General features: G+C 42.6%; 8 protein-coding genes. 1 reads left to right on the plus strand and 7 read right to left on the minus strand.

Going from position 1 to position 18,586, the window contains the following annotated elements; all coding sequences use genetic code 11:
- Positions 1–18: 18 nt before the first annotated feature.
- The 7 genes from R2I63_RS09360 to R2I63_RS09390 all read right to left on the minus strand — a co-directional run bounded on the left by R2I63_RS09360 (position 19) and on the right by R2I63_RS09390 (position 5,538).
- A complete protein-coding gene (locus tag R2I63_RS09360; protein WP_316357151.1) occupies positions 19–624 on the minus strand; it encodes an HAD family hydrolase in 606 nt (201 codons plus the stop codon).
- Positions 606–1,436 carry an FAD:protein FMN transferase gene (locus R2I63_RS09365; protein WP_316357153.1) on the minus strand — a complete coding sequence of 277 codons (831 nt, stop codon included), beginning with the start codon at positions 1,434–1,436 and terminating at the stop codon, positions 606–608. The genes R2I63_RS09360 and R2I63_RS09365 overlap by 19 nt, the downstream gene beginning before the upstream one ends.
- Positions 1,421–2,272: a bifunctional methylenetetrahydrofolate dehydrogenase/methenyltetrahydrofolate cyclohydrolase FolD gene (gene folD, locus R2I63_RS09370; protein WP_316357155.1), complete on the minus strand. Its 852-nt coding sequence runs from the start codon at positions 2,270–2,272 to the stop codon at positions 1,421–1,423. The genes R2I63_RS09365 and folD overlap by 16 nt, the downstream gene beginning before the upstream one ends.
- Positions 2,273–2,373: 101 nt before the next feature.
- Positions 2,374–3,213, minus strand: a complete 840-nt coding sequence (locus tag R2I63_RS09375) for an inositol monophosphatase family protein (protein ID WP_316357157.1) — start codon at positions 3,211–3,213, stop codon at positions 2,374–2,376.
- Positions 3,203–3,736, minus strand: a complete 534-nt coding sequence (locus R2I63_RS09380; RefSeq protein WP_316357158.1) for a hypothetical protein — start codon at positions 3,734–3,736, stop codon at positions 3,203–3,205. Before R2I63_RS09380 ends, R2I63_RS09375 begins: the two co-directional genes overlap by 11 nt.
- Before the next feature lie 162 nt (positions 3,737–3,898).
- Positions 3,899–4,879, minus strand: coding sequence for a UDP-glucose 4-epimerase GalE (gene galE / locus R2I63_RS09385; protein WP_316357160.1), 981 nt, complete (start codon positions 4,877–4,879; stop codon positions 3,899–3,901).
- Complete coding sequence (locus R2I63_RS09390; RefSeq protein ID WP_316357162.1) at positions 4,879–5,538, minus strand: sugar transferase; 660 nt, start codon at positions 5,536–5,538, stop codon at positions 4,879–4,881. The genes galE and R2I63_RS09390 overlap by 1 nt, the downstream gene beginning before the upstream one ends.
- A gap of 182 nt (positions 5,539–5,720) precedes the next feature.
- Here R2I63_RS09390 and R2I63_RS09395 point away from each other — a divergent pair, with 182 nt between their 5' ends.
- Positions 5,721–18,410: a DUF3638 domain-containing protein gene (locus tag R2I63_RS09395; protein ID WP_316357164.1), complete on the plus strand. Its 12,690-nt coding sequence runs from the start codon at positions 5,721–5,723 to the stop codon at positions 18,408–18,410.
- The last annotated feature ends 176 nt before the right edge of the window (positions 18,411–18,586 follow it).

The following is an 18,586-nucleotide window of genomic DNA, read 5'->3' on the forward strand; positions in this document are numbered from 1 at the left end:
CCTCACAGTTATTTTGTGTCAGAGGACACCTGATTGGATGAGATCTTCCATGAGGTGCGCTGGGGAGGTAAAGTGATGGCCGTGGATGCCGAGTCGTTCGGCGGCGTGGACATTTTCGAGGAGGTCATCGATAAAGAAGCAGCTAGAAGGGCGTGCTGTTGCCTTTTTGAGCGCGTGCTCAAAGATGGCTTTCTCTGGCTTAATGGATCCCACTTCGTAGGATAGAATAATGTGATCAAAGTGAGAGAGAAAGGGGTAATTGGATTGAATATAGAAGAAGTGAGGTTGAATAGTATTGGAAAGGAGAAGGAGCTGATATCCTTTTTTCTTTAAGGTATGGGTGAGTGTTTCCATCTCTACGCGTGGGGTGAAGATTGAAGAAGCGGCGTGGAGTAGATCGGAAAGCTGAAAGGCTTTAGGTGCTTTTTCTTGGATAATAGAATAAATCTCTTCACTCGTTAAGAGGCCTCGTTCATATTGATGGCCAATTCGGCGATCGATCAGTAGGTCTTGAATTTGGCTTGCGGAGAGACCTGTAAGCGTTGCCACTTGGGAAAACATCTTTTCGTGGCTAAAGGAAACAAGAACATTTCCAAGGTCAAAAATTATTGTTTGATATCCCACGTTTCTATCCAAAAATCAACGTCATATTCTTCTTTTATTTCATCAGCAAATATAGATGCATCTTCGAAAACTTCGCAGGCCATGGTGGCTGTTGCTAGGGCATCAGCCAAAGCACAAGTGGGAGCTCGGACGGTCACTTTATGGACCATGCCATTTTCAACTTTTAGCATGGCTCCTGTCAAAGGATTAATGATATGGGTATAAGTGGTATCTTCTATGTCCCACAGTTGCTCTTCGCACCCACTAGTTGCAAGTGCTCCTTCTTCAAGTTCTATGATTTCTTTATCGATCAATATTTTCCAATTACTTCCATTAGGGTGCTGTCCTTTGACTCGGATATCCCCTCCCCACTCTACGTACATATGTTTATAGCCTTTTTCGGTCAACCTCTCAATGATTTTATCAATGGTAAATCCTTTGAGCATTCCATCAAGATCATAGACTTTTGGATAGAAACCTTCAGGAAGTTTTGCGGCGGTTTTAAACAGTTTAAGCTGCACTCCAAGACCAGGATCAAATCGCCCTTGGGTTATCTTTTTGTAGTGATGGGCAAGAACAAGAATCGGAAGGAGTTTTGGAGAGGCAGGGTCTGTAGAGAGCAGAGACTGGGGGTTCCAGTGATTATATAACCGATCGATTTCTTTAAAGGTGTCTGAAAGAAGCTTCTCAACTTCTTTTTTTTCTCCAGAAGAAAGGGAGCATTCAAGTTGAATGTGGTAAGGGTGGGTATGCGCTATTCCTTTAAAATGGGTCGGGGGTTTTGAGCAGCTAAAGCAGCAAAGAAGAAGAAAGAAAACTATAGGTTTGCACATGCGTTTTTGTAACTCTCGTAGGTATTGGTAAGAAGTGTTGCAATGGTCATGGGGCCCACACCACCTGGAACAGGGGTAATGGCTGCTGCAACGTTTTTGACATTTTCGAAATCGACATCTCCTAAGAGCCCTTGGTCTGTTTGGTTAATGCCGACATCAATCACAACGGCTTCCGGTTTCACCATGTCTGCTGTAACGAAGTGGGGACGGCCTATGGCTACAATGAGAAGGTCTGCTCGTCTGCAAACCTCTTTGAGGTTTTTGGTGCGACTGTGAGCAATCGTAACAGTGGCATTTGCCCCTTTTTGAACTAAGAGGGCTGCAAGAGGTTTTCCAACGATGTTGCTCCGGCCTATCACAACAGCTTCCATTCCATCGGTTGAGATCCCACTTTGCTCAATCATTTTCATAATTCCAAGAGGAGTGCAGGCAGCAAAACCTCCAGCGGTGCCTAGAAGGAGTCGGCCTAGATTGGTCGGATGAAATCCATCGACATCTTTACTGGGGTTAATCGTTTCAACAATCTTAGTGGTTGAGATTTGTCTCGGAAAAGGTTGTTGGATGAGGATTCCATCGATATTGGGGTCGTTGTTGAGACGGTTGATCTTTTTAAGTAAGTCTTCTTGCGTGATCTCCGCAGGGAGTCTAAGGGTTTCTGAGTAGATTCCTACTTCAAGACATCCTTTTTCCTTCATTTCGACATAGGCTTTTGAGGCAGGGTCTTCACCAATTAAAATAAAGGCGAGTCCAGGTTTTCTCCCAGAAATCTTGTTGATGTCTGTTTTGAGTTCTTCCCGGATCTTTTTTGCTATGGCTTTGCCATCAATCAGCTGCATCCTTTTTCTCCAAAGTCGCACGTGTCTATTCCTAGGAGAAAGAGCAGAATGGGCTCAGAGGTTTTCAGAGAAAAACGTGTTTCAATTGAAAAAACCGAGCTTTATTCACCGCTTTCTTTCTCAAGATTGGTACTAATTCGTTTTACCACTTGATCGTGGAGCATCCCATTTGAGGCGACAATGGGCCCCTCTGTAAAAGAGCCATAGGGTTTTCCTTCAAAGTTAGTAACCAAACCACCCGCTTCCTCGATGAGGAGTTTTCCTGCGGCATAGTCCCATGGGTTCAAAGAGACTTCCCAAAAAGTGTCGTAGCGTCCCGCTGCAACATATGCTAAATCGATTGCTGCAGACCCAATGCGCCGAAGTGGGATACCCATTCTAGCAAATGAGTTAAAATGGTCCAAGCAACAAAGTGGGTTTTCGTGCACATTATAGGGAAAGCCGGTTGCTGCGATAGCGCTATCGAGTACAGCTGTCTCCGTGACTTTGAGCTTTTCCCCGTTGAGATAAGCTCCATTTCCCTTTTCGGCGATAAAAAGTTCATCTACCATTGGGTTATAGACGACTCCTGAAAGAACTTCACTTTGGCAGCAAGCAGCAATACTAATCGAAAACATGGGGATTTTATGAGCAAAATTCACCGTTCCATCGATTGGATCAATGATCCACTGGATTCCCCCTTTTTCATCACCTGATATGCCACTTTCTTCTGCTAGAAACGCATGATCAGGGAAATGAGCCTTAATTGATTCAATGATCACTTCTTCGGATTTTTTATCCCATTCAGTAACAAGGTTATGCCGCCCTTCTTTTGTTTCAAACTTCATGGGGGTTCCAAACCCCTTCTTTAGAACTTCCCCAGCCCTTTGAGCTGCAAGGATTGCTACTAAAGTTAGTCTTGAACGGAGAAGGTTAGGCAAATCGAGATCGTTAGGTGCCATGGATACTCTCCTCTTCCTTCTTTCTAGATTCTTTTTTCAAAAAATGGAAGCGAAACCACTGCTTTTTTAGGAAGCGGTAGATAATCAATGGGTAAGAAAAAAAGAGGAGGGCATAAAGGGCATCAGCAAGGGGCAGGAGAAGAAAGTCAGTGGCAAACCCCTTTAAAGTGAAGGGGAAAGTGGGGTCATAGAGGAAATAAGAGATACGGTTTAAAAAGATTAAAAAAACAGAAATAATTAAGGTATAAGAAAGAAGACCCACTGGTTTATCAACAAAGTAGATTCGGTAGCGGTAGAGAAAAAAAGTCGTGGTTGTAGCGATAAGGGTTTGAGTGCCGAAGGGACTCACTGAAAGGAGATCTAGGATAAATCCACATCCTGCTGAAATCCAAAGCGCCATGATTAAGCTCGTGCGACGGTAAAGAATTGCGTAGAAGGGAGTAAAAGGCAGCAATGGAAGAGGTGCAAAAAGAGCGAAGCAAGAAGCAATCAGGAAATAGGGCCAAATGCGTTGTTTTTTCATGAACCTATCCCGAAAGTAAATTGCATTTAATTTTCCAAAATTTTCTAGTAGATCTTTGGAGATCTATTTGAACACTTTGTCTACACGACAAAGGTGAAAAATAGATCTCCAAAAAGCTGCAGAAAAGAAAGAAATAAAAGGTGATAGACTTTTGGGATAGGTTCATACTATTGCGGTCGCGCTCTCCCAATCCCAAGCGGTTTCAATGATTGTCTGTATATCAGAATACTGAGGAAACCAACCAAGAATATCCTGAGCCTTTTCGGCATTGGCGATAAGAATCGGAGGGTCTCCGGGAAACCTCTCCCCCGATACAATCGGAATTTTCAGATCCCATCCTTTTTCAATGGTGTCGATGACCTCCCTAACGGAATACCCTTTTCCTGTCCCCAAGTTTAAGGTGAGATTTTGCTCCTGTGTGATCATGTATTCAAGCGCTTGCACGTGGGCGTTTGCTAGGTCAGTTACGTGGATAAAATCTCGAACCGGGGTCCCGTCTTCGGTTTCATGGTCTTCTCCAAAGAGGGTGAAGTGGGGGCGCTTGCTCATTGCAGTTTGGATGAGAAGAGGTATGAGGTGAGTTTCGGGATGGTGAGACTCTCCAATCTCTCCATCAGGGTCGGCCCCCGCGGCATTAAAATAGCGAAGCGTTGCCGTTTTTAATCCGTGGGACTTGCTTACTGTTTGAAGGACTCTTTCAACCATCCACTTGGATTCTCCATAGGTATTGATGGAACATTTTGGGTGCGTTTCATCTATGGGAACTTTCTTTGGCATTCCATAGATGGAGCAGGTGCTTGAAAAGACAAAGTACGAAATTCTCCGCTCTTTTAAAACTTCCAGGAGATTAAGGGTTGCACCTACGTTGTTCTGATAGTATTGAAGAGGAATACGATGGGATTCTCGAATATTCGAAAGTGCTGCGAGATGAATAACTCCAAGGATTGGATAATCATCAAAAAGTTTGAGGAGTAGTGCTTTGTCCCCGCAGTTTCCTTGGATAAGGGGCCCCCACTTGACAGCCTGCTTGTGCCCTAGAGAAAGGTTGTCGATTGTTACGGGGTTGTATCCTTTTTGAAACAAGGACTTGCAGATATGACTTCCAATGTATCCTGCTCCTCCTGTAACAAGGACATGTTTCATCAAACAGCTCCCCTCGAAATGAGAACGAGAGGAATGGTTTTAAGTACCACCTTCATATCATAAAAAAAGGACTGTTTTTTATAGTATAGACTGTCGAGCTCAACCCGATCTTCATAAGAGAGATGGCTCCTGCCTGAAATTTGCCAAAGTCCTGTAATTCCCGGCTTAACGGCAAGGACTAGGTAAGCATATTTTTTGAGAGGGCTCTTTTCCTTTTTCTCAAGCTCTTCGATGTAATGGGGGCGAGGGCCCACAACGCTCAAATCCCCAATCAGAACATTAAAGAACTGAGGGAATTCATCAAGGGAGGTTCGTCTTAAAAATTTTCCTATAACTGTGCAGCGAGGATCTTTTTGAAGTTTTTGGAAAACTTCCCACTCTTCCTTCATTTGAGGGTTATTTTTGAGCACTTCCTCAAGACGATCTTCGGCATCGATGTACATTGTTCGGAATTTAAAAATTTCAATATACTTTCCTTCTTTCCCTAGGCGTTTTCCAACATAGAATACAGGTCCCTTGGAATTGAGCTTAATTAAGAGGGCTAAAAAGAGGTAGATAGGGGAGAAGACAAGAATAAAGGTCAGGCTAAAGAAAATGTCAAATACTCTTTTGAAAAAGGGGTATAGAGGGTGAATCTGCTTGTCGAGGGTTATATCCATGGAAATCATCCTCCCATTTTTTTTAATATATTTCAATTTCTAAGTCGTATACCCTCCTTGACTTGAAGCGGTATCGAGGTAAAAAAGATTCGAATACGACATATGAATTAAATTTATTATTATTATATATTTAATTTTATTCATTTATTATAATACCGTTAAAATTAAGAAGGTTGTTAATTATGACGCTTGAGGTTAATCCAAATCAAAACAATGAGATGTTGCATAGATTTCTACCGATGGACAGGTTGAATGCAATGCAAACGACTCTCATTTCGATGGTTCAAAAAGCTGGGGGACTCATCAATTATGAGTTTAATCGAGCTAAGCATGTTTTTTCATTTAACCCAAATGTTAAGCGTTTACACGATCTTTTTCAAAAGTATTTTCCCGAAGGACTATTTCCTGAAACTGAAGCGATTGCTCGCTTAAAAACTTGTTTAGAAGAATTGTCATTTGCTTTTACTAGAGTTGGGGAAAATGAAGAGACTACTCGTGATCTGTCCTTCGCTCATATCTCAACTCAGAAGCATTTAAGAGAGTTATTCGTTTCCGCACAAGCAAGTTCTTTCTCGCAAGAAAGTGGTTTATTAACTTCCCCAGATTTGAGAAGGGTGTTAAGGAATTTATCAGCATCTGCAAGAGGTGTCACAAATTTAGATGAATTATTATCATCTGATGCTGTGAGACTGGCACTAAGAGAATTGTTATCCTCGATAGGCGCTAGATCCAGCGTAGAGGTTTTATTAAGATCTGAGGTAGCTAGAAAGAGTTTAGAGACGCTATTGACATCTGAGGCAGCTAGGAATATTTTAGAACGTTTCTTAATATCTGAAGAAGGTCATATTCCTGTTTCTCGTGAAGTTTTTCGAGCCATTTTGCATAAACGCCACAGAGATCAAGAGGCTTCTTTCGACGAGATTCTTGATTATTCTATTGCTGTCTCCAGAAGGGAAGAAAATTCTCGGATTGATGAAATTATTGCTCGAGCTGAACAAGGTGCTGGTCTTTTAGACAAAAAGGCGACAGCTTTGGAGCAAGAATCTATAGAGCTGGAGGAAGCCGATCAACGAGAAGAGGCTGCAGCAAAAAGACACGAAGCTCTTGAGAAAAGAAAAGAATCCGAGGCAATAAGAGAAAGAACGACTGGGCTGAGAGAGCAGGAAACCGCATTTCGAAGGGGTCAAGTTGAAAGCGAAGAGCACCCTGCTATTCGAGGAGAAATTGATCTAAGGGAAGATGCTGCTAAAGCACTAAGAGACGCGCAAGGCGTTCGTGAAATGATTACCGATGGAGCTACTAGAGCTCTTGAATCGGAAGATATGCCTCAGTTCGTTGAGGACACTGCAGAACATCTCTCTGCTATGCTTGGAAATACCCGCAAGGGCAAGCATCTTGTATACATGGGAAAGGCGGGAACATCGTCTGTTGGGGTGAGTGGTGTTGTCAATGTTCCTGGATTGGAAGATCACATTCCTCCTGAGATAAAGGCTCTCCTTTCTGAAAAAGACCCTAAGGTGATTGGTCAAATGGCCAAAGCGAATGTCATCAAAAAGATGGGTCCAATGATTATGGAGTTTTTGGGAAAAGAGACGGTTCGGAGGCTCACTGAAGAGCATCAACTAGCCTACCCAGGAGATCCTGTTGCACTAGATCCTGTTGCTCTTTTTGAAAAATGGGTTGGACAGTCTTTTGGAAAGTTGGAAGGGGTTTTAAATGAGCAAATGCCCGAGCAGCTGACAGCAGAAATCGTTCACAGTTTGAGGGAAGATGCGCGAGAAGTTTTCTGCGGGGTCCGCACGGAAACAATTGGTGAAGAAAGAGGAATAGAAAAGCTATTTGACAAAATTGCTGGTCAAGGGTTTGAAGAGGTTCTTGAAAGAGCTGTTGGGGAGTCTTTAGTGAGTATCCGCGCGCTTTTTACAGAGAAGTTGGATGATGTTGTTCAAGGTGTGACTCAGTTTCTCCCATCTTCGGCAAATGCGGCACTAACGTCTCTAGGGCTAATTCCAAATATTGAAAAGCCATTTTGGATTGACATTGTTGAAAATTCTGATGGAACCTTCACGGTTAAACTTTTTGCAAATGGACTTTCTGCTGAGGCTTTTGAGGAAATACAGATTGATGAAAAAACGGGGCTTCAAGTTCCTCTTGTTTTTGAAAATGTTGCTGCAGAAAAGCTCACTCAAGAGTTTTTTCATCTCCTTGTTGATTATGAATATCGCCCAAAATACAAGGAAGGAGTGCACTCCTTCTCAGTAGAGCATGTTGTTTCTGGACTCACTTGGTATTTAGGAACACCAAAAGTTGCAAGCGATATCAGTGAAATTATGCCTCACCGTGTTGTTGAGGATCGAGGGCCTTTATCTCTGATGTACCTTTACCTCTTCAATCATCAGAGTAGAGATATTTCATCCTTCCATGCAGAGCATTCCTTTGATTTATCCTGGCATGCTTTTATTGATTATTGGAAAGCATTCGGCACATTTGATGGTTTAAAGAAAAGCCGGGAACTAAGAAATGAAATGCGTATTGCAATCGACCATATTTCCAAGGAAGCGATTCTTCTTCACAATGACGAGGTTATCTCCAATCACAAACTTCAACAGATCTATGCGACGCTTTGGGAAATTGAACGTGAAATGCACAGAGCTGAAGAGCATCGGGTTAAGGAGCGTAATGGGGGAATTGTCATTCCTCCAGGAATGCAGGATCATCTGAAGGCTCTCTTGCTAGCTTCTGGCGCAGACCCCTCTTATCTAGAAGTTCTCAAAGAAGCTTTCCTGGCGGCTGCCGGTGACGATTGCGAGGAGATTTTTGATGCGGCTCTCAATGAGATTCTTCCTGAGCTTGTTACATCCAGTACAGTTAAGGAAGCCGAAGTTCTAGACTGGCAAGATATCTTCAAGATTGAGGCAGTTAAGAAGAAGATCGAGTATATCAAAATGAATCGTCTTTCAATCCTGCAACTTGTGAAGTTTTATGCAAAAATGATGATGATTCTCTTCTCCGTTTATCGGGTAACGCTTTCTGCAAAAACGATTGCTACAACGATTGAGAAATATTACCCTAACCTGAAGGAAAAGCTCCCTTTTAGCTCATTCTATTTAGGAATGGCTATGACCTTATTTGGGCCTCAAGTGTTTGCCAAAACGCTTCCTAAAGATGTCTACGAGTCTGTTGCTGCGATCTACCACCTATCAACACAGGTTAGTTGGTACGTCTTCAACCGCCTCCTAATGCATGGATTTAAACAGATCCTCCAGAAAGTCATCAAGGATGAAGACAAAAACAGTATTCGCACGTTGGCTAAGCAAATGCAGCAGGAAATCTTGCGGAAGGGAGAACTGGGTTATAAAGTTGCATCATCTCAAGGGAATCATGATGCAGTTGAGTTGAATCCTATCCAGGGACCTGCGCTGGCAGTTTTTGCTGCCCATGAAGTTACACCATTATTTGAAGACGCAGTTCCCAAGCCTGAAGCAGTCACACTTACAGCAGAAAATTATGCAAAAACCCTGGATGGTTGGATTGGACACGTACAAACGTTGCGCGATCGCTTTGGGGCTGAGGAACATTACGATCTAATCTACTTAAATGAGCAAATTAGAAATCTTCCCATTCCTGATGCACATAACTCTAGAGACAATGTATGGGGTTGTATTTCTGCTGAGGCAGCTGCCTTAATTGAAAAGGCAGCTGCTCTATCAGAGTCTCAATCTGCTGAAGCGCTGCGGCTAAAAGCACAAGCTGAAGCTCATATTCAAGCAGAAATCCCTGTTGTCATCGAAAAACTTAATCATCTTTTAGTTTCTCTTTATGAAGCTTCTCAGAACACTCAAAAAAATCCTCAGCATCGTACAGAAACAGTCATCAGCTTATACTCTCTCTATGCGATCATTGATAGTTTCGCCAAAAGGTCTAATAATTCGGGTCTCGATGCTTCTCATGTAGCAAACGGTGAAGATCTTTTCCACTTTACGCAGAAAGCAGGACTAAAAGTTACTCATGAAAAATCTTTGCAGCAGCTTCGAGCAGTTTGTGGATACTTCGACTTTGAATTAGGTGAAAGGTTAACTCCTGAAGAAGTCCGATGTAAATTCGCGACTGCGCATTTTAACTATGCCGGTGAACCTCGTTCGGAAATTTCTAAATCTACAATGTTGGCAGCAGCTCCTGTTGCTTTACTTAGTTGGGAAATTGTTGCACTAGGTGTGATTGGTGAGGGGTTATATCGGACAACCCAGGCGGGAAAAGCTTTTAATAGCAAAGGAGATAAAATAACGGTAACTCCTTATCAACAGTATTTTAGTGTAGAAAATGCCTACTTTAGAGAGCTTTTGCAAAGGCCTGAAATACAAGAGCGATTAAGAGCCCATGACCTTGGTGATAGAGCGAGCAGCATGGATAAACAACTGATGCTGTTTTGCGATCCTCCGATGCTTGATGCTCCTTATACCAACAGAGGTGCATTGATAGATAGCACAAGCAAGTACGATCTAAGAAAAGGAATTCTTCCCCGAGAGTACTACATTCTGCGGACTGCTCATCTCATGTGTTCTTCAAGAGCTATATTTGATACGGGACTTGACGAAACGTTCCTTCAAGATAATCCGATTATAAGGGGGCTTAGCATTCCTAAAGTTAAAGTCCCAGAAATGATTCCAACGAGTATTTTTGGTAGAATAAAGGCTTTTGCTAGCAAAGCTTATCATACTGCAACTTTGGGGGCATTTCAGGCTCAATTACTTCGAGGAAATCTTGCAATACTGGCAAAACAGGATGAGAGATTAGAAGCGATTAGAGATCGTACCATTGGTCGTTCAGTCCATGGCACCGGGATAGAACATACAGTGGGTGCATCTCAACGAGAACAGACTAGGTATCAAGAAGAAACGTTTGGTGTAAAGCGTGTTGATCAAACATCGGTGATTGAAGCGATTCAAACAGTAGATGAGATGAGTCTACTGACCCTTGAGGAAAAACGGATTCTTGATATGGTCCAGTCTTATGATAAAGACCGCCTCATCAGAGCACTTGGGATCTTTAGCTATCGCAAGGATCGTCTGCGCCATCCTGAGTTCCGTGTTCTCTTCGATTTATTATGCCAAAACTTAGTTGCCCTGGAATCTCAAGCAAAAGAGCGTGTGGCAGTAGGAAGGTATGTTGGTGAATTTTTTGTCGATACAATTGACCATTTCAAGAGGATTGGTGATTTAGAAACAGCTCTTTTCATGACAAGAATGGGAATTGAGCTCGAAGGGTTCTTCATTTCTCATGACAAAACCATTAAACCTTACTTTCCAGATTTTGCTTGGGAGATTCGAGAATGCATTATCCCTGCTTATCAAGCGCTTCCTGAAAAGCAACGCGTGATTAATGTCGGTGAAGCTGGAAAGATGAGTGGGGTCCACTTAGCGCTTACGACGCTTGCGGTTTCTTATATGAATCTCGATTTAAGAGCCCTAGGTGATGAAGCTCAAGATCAGGCTCTTGAAGACATCGGTAGGTTTGCATTTTATCAAGGGCAACAGTATGTAGAATTCCAGACACAGGGGCTTTTTAGAGAAGCCAAAGGCGTTGTTTTCAAATGGGCGAATCATTTGAGGGAATATTGCGATTTCGCGAGCGATCTTGTTGGAACAAAGCTTCGAGATGAGCTATTAGACCAACTCTTTGCTGACGCTGGAATCAATTTAGGTGAAGAGCTTGGCGTTTGGAAAGGAAACTTTCCTGTCTTTAGAAACGTTGAAAAGGGACTAGAAGTTAATCTTGCTCTAAAAACAATTTATGGTCATGCGTCGGTTTTTTTGAGGGAAAAAGGGGAAGAAGAGCTTCGAAAAATTTTTGGAAAAGAAGATCTTGGCGAGTGGCAATTTAGAGGTAATAACACCTTTGAATACCCAGATCTTGAGATAGCGATTCAATGGCATCCTGTTCAGCGTCGCTTCATAATTTCAAAGGTCATTGAAGAGGAAATTGCAACATACTGTTCTCAGGAAGAAATTACGATTAACTGGGGCTTTTCTCCATTTACTTTTGAACCAAAGGATCTTATTTTTGTTAATCAGTCAAAGATCTTTGTTTATAGAGATGGAGAATTGATTGCGCGTTTCACAAGATCCGGTGACGGCGCAACAGTAACCAAACGAGAGCATTTTAAGAATGGCGAGTGGCATCAGGCTGTTGACCTGAGTCAACAAAAGCACGAGTTGACGTTGCTTAATTGGTTTGTGAAGCTTGATGAAATTGAGGCTTATAGTCAGTCGGAGCCGGCTGTTGAGGGGAGACCTGCAAGAGATCGTTTGACGTATGTGAAGTTGAAGCCACTAAATCTTGAATTCAAAATTGTTGAAAAGGACGATGGAACACTTCAAGCTGTTTCAATGAGCGAAGGAACAAGAGGGTATGTCCTCTGTAAACGTCAGGAAGATGCGCGTCTTTACGCTTACCCTCATGCCATTATTCTTCGCAACGAAGCAGGAGCCGAAAAGGTTATCCTTAAGAGCCTCCCATTTGCAACGGTATTCTTAAAGTTTGTCGTGAATAATGTGGCGAAGACAAAGACTTCTCCGATGATCGATGAGCTTATCAACACCCAAGCAGTTGAAGGCTACGATAAACATATTTTTGGGCAGATTGATCAGGATCTAGCTGGCCATAATGATATTGGAGCTCAGGCTACTCGAACGATTATTGATGGCGGATATAGAAGAGTTGGTTGGGATAAAGCTCAATATTTTACGACGAACTTTGATGAAGATGGGGAGCTCTCTTCAAAAGATCCTAACATGATGACTTACCTGGCATATTACCACTTTTGTAGCGGGGATATTGAAACAGCTAAGCACTATTTTGATCGACTTGAAACGTTTGGAAATCAGTATCCCTTTACAGAAGATGCATTGAACTATATCGATCGATTGGTCCTTTTACTGGGCTCCTCTCCTGAACCTTTAGCAACGGAGCTAGCTCTTCGCCTTGCTGCAATTCGAGAAAAGAACTATCTGGTACAGATGCCAACAGACTCTGAAAAGGCTCCAGTGGAAGGTCGGGAAGTTGTCACAGAAAGTGGCAAAAAGCTTGATCGTCTTCAGGTTATGAGAGCATTGGTTCTGCAGGAAAAATATGTAATGTACCTCGATGACTTAAAATTTGGTGGAAGGCAGTATTTAACTCCTGAGGATGAGCTATTTATTTTTAAGACGCTGACACGAGCAGCGAAGGAAATTTTTGATGCAAAATCTTGGGGTTTGGAAGAAGATTGGCAAGGGGTTTTAGGGAAGTTTCAGGGGGATTACACCTCTGAGGTTCTTATGCCTCCAACGCTCGTTCGAAGGCTCCACTATCTCCGTGCTAAATACAATGAACCTGGGATTTGGAGGTCTCGTGCAGATCGTTTCATGTTTGAAGCTTTTTGGTATGATAGAACAAACCCTTACACAAGATTTTTGGGAGAACCAAAGCGCAGAGGTTTCTTTGGGCAAATCAATTCTATTGTAAGAGGTGCTGTTCAAAGTTCTCTTTCAAAGCCACTGACTGTTGATTATGCCATGGAACTGTCAATGCCCACCTATACACTGGAAAATCTTCCCCTATCTCCAATCACAATGGGGCCTAAGCTTTTGCTTTCAGAGTTTGTTCATTACTATGCTTTAGCATCAAATGAGATGCCTCCTGAATGGAAAGATAGCCCCGAAAAGGTAGAGCTTTTCCGATTGAAAAGGGCCGAGTTTATGAAGAATTTCCCCCTTTTAATGGGGAATTTCCCACCAAAATATGCTCTTTTTTATGATCTTCTTGATCGAGTGAGCAAAGGTGTATCTTCCTGGGCTTCAACAAGGTTTTTTGGAGAGTTTCCAACAGCTGACCGGATACGTATAGAACTCTTAGCTGTTCAGGCGGGAGAGGCTGCAGTAAGAGAAGCTGTAGAAGTTCAGGCTGTTGTGGAAGAAGAAGAACTGAGACGTCTGAATGCTCCATGTGTTCAAGAGGGTGATGCTGCGGTGAGAGAGGCTGCTTTAGGTAGAGCTAAACAGGGAATCGGAAGAGGGGTAGCTCTGCGAGCAGAGGGGGCTCGGGTTGTGCTTCAAGAGAGGCTTAAGGCTATTCAGAGTAGGGAGCTCAGTGTTTGGATTTCTCATCGTGAAGAGTGCCAAAGAGAGGGAAAGACATGTGAGATGTTTAGCAATCCTTCTGAAATGGTTTTGTATAACCCCTATACGAGAGAAATTGCACATATAGAAGAACTCTTAGGTAGGCGAGACCTTGGTGCACAAGAGCCATTTAATGCAATGATGTACAGATTTGTGAACAAGTCGAGAGTCATGTTAGGAATGGCCACCATAGGAAAAGCTGTAACTCTTGAAAATGCTTGGGGTGTAACAAAGAAAGTTGGCTTTTTTGCTCTAGGCTTAACGGGCTTAGTGACTAGGCCAGCGACATTTGTCCTTAAACGTGTTTTAACTCCTGGTTTTGTGGGGGTTGAAGAGCGTTTAGCTCGCGGGATTTCTAGGGTTTGGAAGCAAGAGTACGACGTCATGATGGAAAATGAAGCGCCAAGGCAAGAGCCTGAAAAGGTAAGCGCTGAGTTAGCGCAGGTTCTTGGTCAGAGGGAACACTTGATCACAACTGCTATGAGAGAACTTCTAGAAGAGTATTGTACTGTCGTCACAACCCCAAATCCAGCAAGGGAAGAGGTTCCACGCTTTAATTTTGAAGGGCTGGATGATGAAGCTATTCGACAAGGCTTTGAAGAGTTTAATGATGCCCTGGCTGAATACTATAGAAGGGAGCCAGTAGTGGTTCATACCTTTACTCTTAGAGAAGGGAGATCGGTAGAGGAATTTATCCATGCGATTCGTAGGCTTAAACAAGAGGTTACCTCTGTTTTAGAAAAAGAGCAGAAAGCAATTGTAGATTTTGCCAATCAAGAGAAGCTTACCAGTGATGACGCGGTCGAGCGCACACTAAGTCGTCTTGAGAAGACAAAGGTTCGAAATAAGCCTCTTACGTTTAATGATATTCTTCAATGGTTCTTGACTGAAGATAATGCGATTCTTCTCAACCGTTCTGAAACGAGCAAAGAGCATATTCCTCTTATCAAAGAGAAGGTTTATCTCTATCTAATGACGCTTTCTCGTTTCAATATTCTCTTTGAGAAAGTCAATAGTGCGGCTCTAGAAGAAGGAATTGCTTCGCTTGCATCAGAACTTTTAAGAGAGAGAACATATCAAGTAAGAGAAGATGAACCTGAAAGACTTTTGAAAACGAAAGTCGCTTACGAGGCACGCACTGGAAAAATGCTATGGAAAGTTCAGGCAAGCCATTTAGATAGGATGATTCTTCAGGGCAGCAGTAACTTGATGAATGTGATGATTATGGGTGATGGAAAGAGTAGTGCTGTGATCCCAGGTTCTGACTATGCGGCGGCAGATGGTCGAGACGCTCTTGTTGTTAACGTTTGGCCTAAGTCGGTTAAGGGACAAAGTCTCGAGATGATGGATCAAAATGCTCATGGAGTCTATGGACAAGGAGTTAATGCATTTGTAGTCGATAGAAGAAGAAATTGGGATAGTGAGCGTTTATGGGCTCTCGCAAAGGTCTTTGCTGCAGTATTGAAAAAGAGAGAGCAGATTAATGTGACGCAAGAAGATCTACAATCGCTCCTTCTTCGTTTTTTGGATGAAGGGCTCGATCTCGATGAAAAATTTAGGCTCAAAAAAGCCGAATATGATAAGCGAATTGACCTCTATAAGGAAGTTCTTCTTGCTCTTCGAACGCAGGGAATTGGAAATATTGATGAAATTCATGAAGCGGCCCGTGAAGACAAAGAGCTTAACTTCCCCTTAGGAAAACGAAAGACACTTAAAATGGAATATGCAGAGTGTTTGGAAGAGGTAATGCTCCAGCTTGTGAGCATCCCTGAAATTGCTGAGTATGTCATGATTAAAGACAGAGAGCCTAAAAGGCTTGAAGCAAGTGTATTTGAAGAGCATGTGGCACCAGTCATTGCGGCTAAACTTGTAGCTCTTAGAAAATTTGAGATCCCTCTGGAAGATAGAGAAGCAATTGCGGCTTATTTATGTGGCCGGTCTGAAACGATTCCTGAAAGTGCCATTCGTCATCCTCAATTTAAGCAAATCGCACTGATACGCGGAGCTTTGATGATTGTGCTGCCAAAGACACTTGAAAGAATTATTCATAAGCACTTTCACCTAGCCTCGTCGGATACAGGTGTTGAGTATGTGAAGCCAAGTGAAGGAAATGTGAATACCGTAGATGAGGCCGACTTCCTTTCACCATTTGAGACATTTTGTAAAACGGCGTGTCTTTACCTGCGAGATCGCCTATCAGATGGACAAGTCATTAAAATGGTTCAAGATTATCTAAAAGTAAAAGCAGAAAACGAGGCAAAGAAAAAGGGAGTTGCTTTCGAGCTAACGGATACGGCAATACACTTCAGAACAGTTTTATGTCCAGGAGTGAGACTCAGCGATATTGGGGAAGAGGTAAGTGCTGAGGTTATTGAGCAGCTCAGAGCGAGTGACGCTTTAACGCTTGCCTATGTTCGAAACTATATTCGTGCTGAGATCAAGTATTACCCAACAATCCTAGAGAGCAATGGGCAAGATTTGATCAATATATTTGCAAAAATTCGCACACATACAGGAACACCTGAACCTGAGCTTCTGCCAGATGGAACAAGAATTATTGCGCGCGAAGGGATTTTGGGGCAAAGTTTGCACACCTTTGAAAAGCGCACCAAAGGGGATCTAAGAGTTTTCACGAAAAGCGATCCTGTAGAAGTTCTTGAAACCGATGTGATTCAAGGGTTTTTCAATCAGAGTTCCAGTAACATGAATTTTATTGATCGTGGAGCAACGGTCAATGGTTTAACAACAGAGGAAGTTGCTACAAGAATTTGGGCAGGGATCCAAGAAGTTCGCACCGAGATAAAAGGTGTTGTATTCTATCTGAATGCAACAGCGATGATTTTGACAGAAGCGGGGATCAGACCGCTGAGTGAGAGTAGAATTCAGCCTCATGAGTATGTAACTTATTTTGATGAGCCTCATACGTATGCTGCAGATGTTAAGGGAAAGAAAACTGGTGAGGTGGTGAGCCTCTTAACAGTTGGAGAAACCACAACCTTTGAAAAAGAAGCTGACCAGGCTGAATACCGTGACCGTGGAATAGAGTCTGAAGGACACTCACAGATTGTTGCTATGACAAGACATGTCAGAGATCAGGCAATTGGTGAGGATAGAACTCCAAACATCCGAGAAGTTTCAGTTTTCCTCAGGACGAATGGAAGAGTCGCTAAGAAGAAACGTAAATTCTTTATCGATAGTCAAAAGCTTGAGGGACTTGTTAAACAGGCGGTTATTCAAAAAGCACTTGAAGCTAAGGACGCGGATGCAACCTGTAAAGTTGTAAGGGCTTTTGAAGAGATTTTAGTTTCTACGGTGTCCGATAATCCAGTTGAGCTCTTTGGCCTACTTAGGGTGACTGAGGACCGCAAGGTTGTTCTAAAGGCAATCCGAGATAGGCTTTTGAAAAAGCTCGCTGATAAAGGAGTGTTTAGCAAAGAAGAAATACTCCAGTTGAATGCTAAACTTGTAGCAGTTATCGAGGGGGATCGATTTAAGCTTGCGGTAGAAATGTATGAAACAGTGAAAACAAGAATTCGTGCGGAATTTATTGATGGAAATGATACGCATAATAGACAAATTCTGTCGCGTTTTGCTCAATTCCTTGATATAGATATTGAGACAACCGTTGCTGCATTCTTTGACTCTGAAGAAGCATTGAAGGAGAACCCTCTTACAATGATTCAAAAAACAGTGTTGCAAGCCATACATAACCGACATTTTACACAAATTGAATATGAAGCAATGGTAGGCGTTTTAACTGTAATTGCAAGGAGAGAAGCTTCACCGATTGCGGAAGAAAGAGTCCATGCATTTCAATCAACGGAGGGGCTTTCTGTTGAAGTTCTTGAATCAATGGGAAGAACCGTTCAGGTTCAAGCTGTTGCTGAGGCTGAGGACGAAGAACAGGAGCAAGAGATTGATAATGTCAATAACTTAGCACAAGCAGGTCTTGAAGATCCTCACCGAGTGGCTCCAGATACTGATATCAGCTGGTCCGAATGGCTTACTCCTACGAATTTGGGTCAGTGGTTTAACATGATAGAACTAGAGAGCTATAGTTTTCCCATTGGAAGTAGCTGGAGAGGCTATACACCTCCATTATTTGAGCTTAAAAAAGGGCTCAGATTAGCTTCAGATGGTGCAGTAAGAGATTTTGCAGATACGCTCCCTTCTTCAATCTGCTGTTCTTGGAACATGTTTAAGGTATTCACCTCTTCATTTAGAAGTAGAGTTGTTGAGCCTTTTGGCCCACGTCAAAAGCCCATTTTTGAGTTCCTTGTTGTTCAAGACGGCCCCGTGCAGAAGATCCTCCTTATAGACCAGAAGGAAGCTGATTTTTGGCGCAGAAAACTTAAAGAAGATCGAGAGAAGGGAATTCATGAAGAAGGGGTTAAGCTAGCTCTTGTTGATAATATCTCTGGAGCAATTGTTGCAACAGGACACAATGAGATGACAGAGCGTAATATCAATACTCATGTTATTAATCAAGCAAGAGCCATTCTTAAGCTGGCATCAGGCTATACTAATTTCTCTGATTCAGAGCTTAAGATTCTAGAGGCTTGGATGAATCGCGAAGGTGTTGATCCTGTAATGAACTTCTTCGAGCCAACGGCTTACCGTATGCATAAGAAAGAAGATTTTGATCGATCTAACCTTCAAGCACTATTCTTCAAACTCAAAGATAGAGTGAGAGAGCCGGAAGTTATCCGCGTATAAATCTATAAAGTGTTATCAACACACAGGAAGGGAGCACCTTGGGTGCTCCCTTCCTTTATTTAGACTGGTATTCCCAGGACCTTATTAAAGGCTGGGACTAGAACGTTTTCGATCCATTCTGTGGCCTTGTCTCTAGCAACAATATTTGATAAAGCTTGGGCTATTGGAGTTTGAGA

The sequence above is a fragment of the Candidatus Neptunochlamydia sp. REUL1 genome (genome assembly GCF_963457595.1).
GTDB lineage: Bacteria > Chlamydiota > Chlamydiia > Chlamydiales > Simkaniaceae > Neptunichlamydia.

Bases quoted from the DNA above. Each gene is read 5' to 3' on its own strand.
- R2I63_RS09375 (WP_316357157.1), bottom strand. From the start codon at position 3,213: ATGGCACCTAACGATCTCGATTTGCCTAACCTTCTCCGTTCAAGACTA.
- folD (WP_316357155.1), bottom strand. From the start codon at position 2,272: ATGCAGCTGATTGATGGCAAAGCCATAGCAAAAAAGATCCGGGAAGAA.
- R2I63_RS09395 (WP_316357164.1), top strand. From the start codon at position 5,721: ATGACGCTTGAGGTTAATCCAAATCAAAACAATGAGATGTTGCATAGA.
- R2I63_RS09390 (WP_316357162.1), bottom strand. From the start codon at position 5,538: ATGGATATAACCCTCGACAAGCAGATTCACCCTCTATACCCCTTTTTC.
- R2I63_RS09380 (WP_316357158.1), bottom strand. From the start codon at position 3,736: ATGAAAAAACAACGCATTTGGCCCTATTTCCTGATTGCTTCTTGCTTC.
- R2I63_RS09365 (WP_316357153.1), bottom strand. From the start codon at position 1,436: ATGTGCAAACCTATAGTTTTCTTTCTTCTTCTTTGCTGCTTTAGCTGC.
- galE (WP_316357160.1), bottom strand. From the start codon at position 4,879: ATGAAACATGTCCTTGTTACAGGAGGAGCAGGATACATTGGAAGTCAT.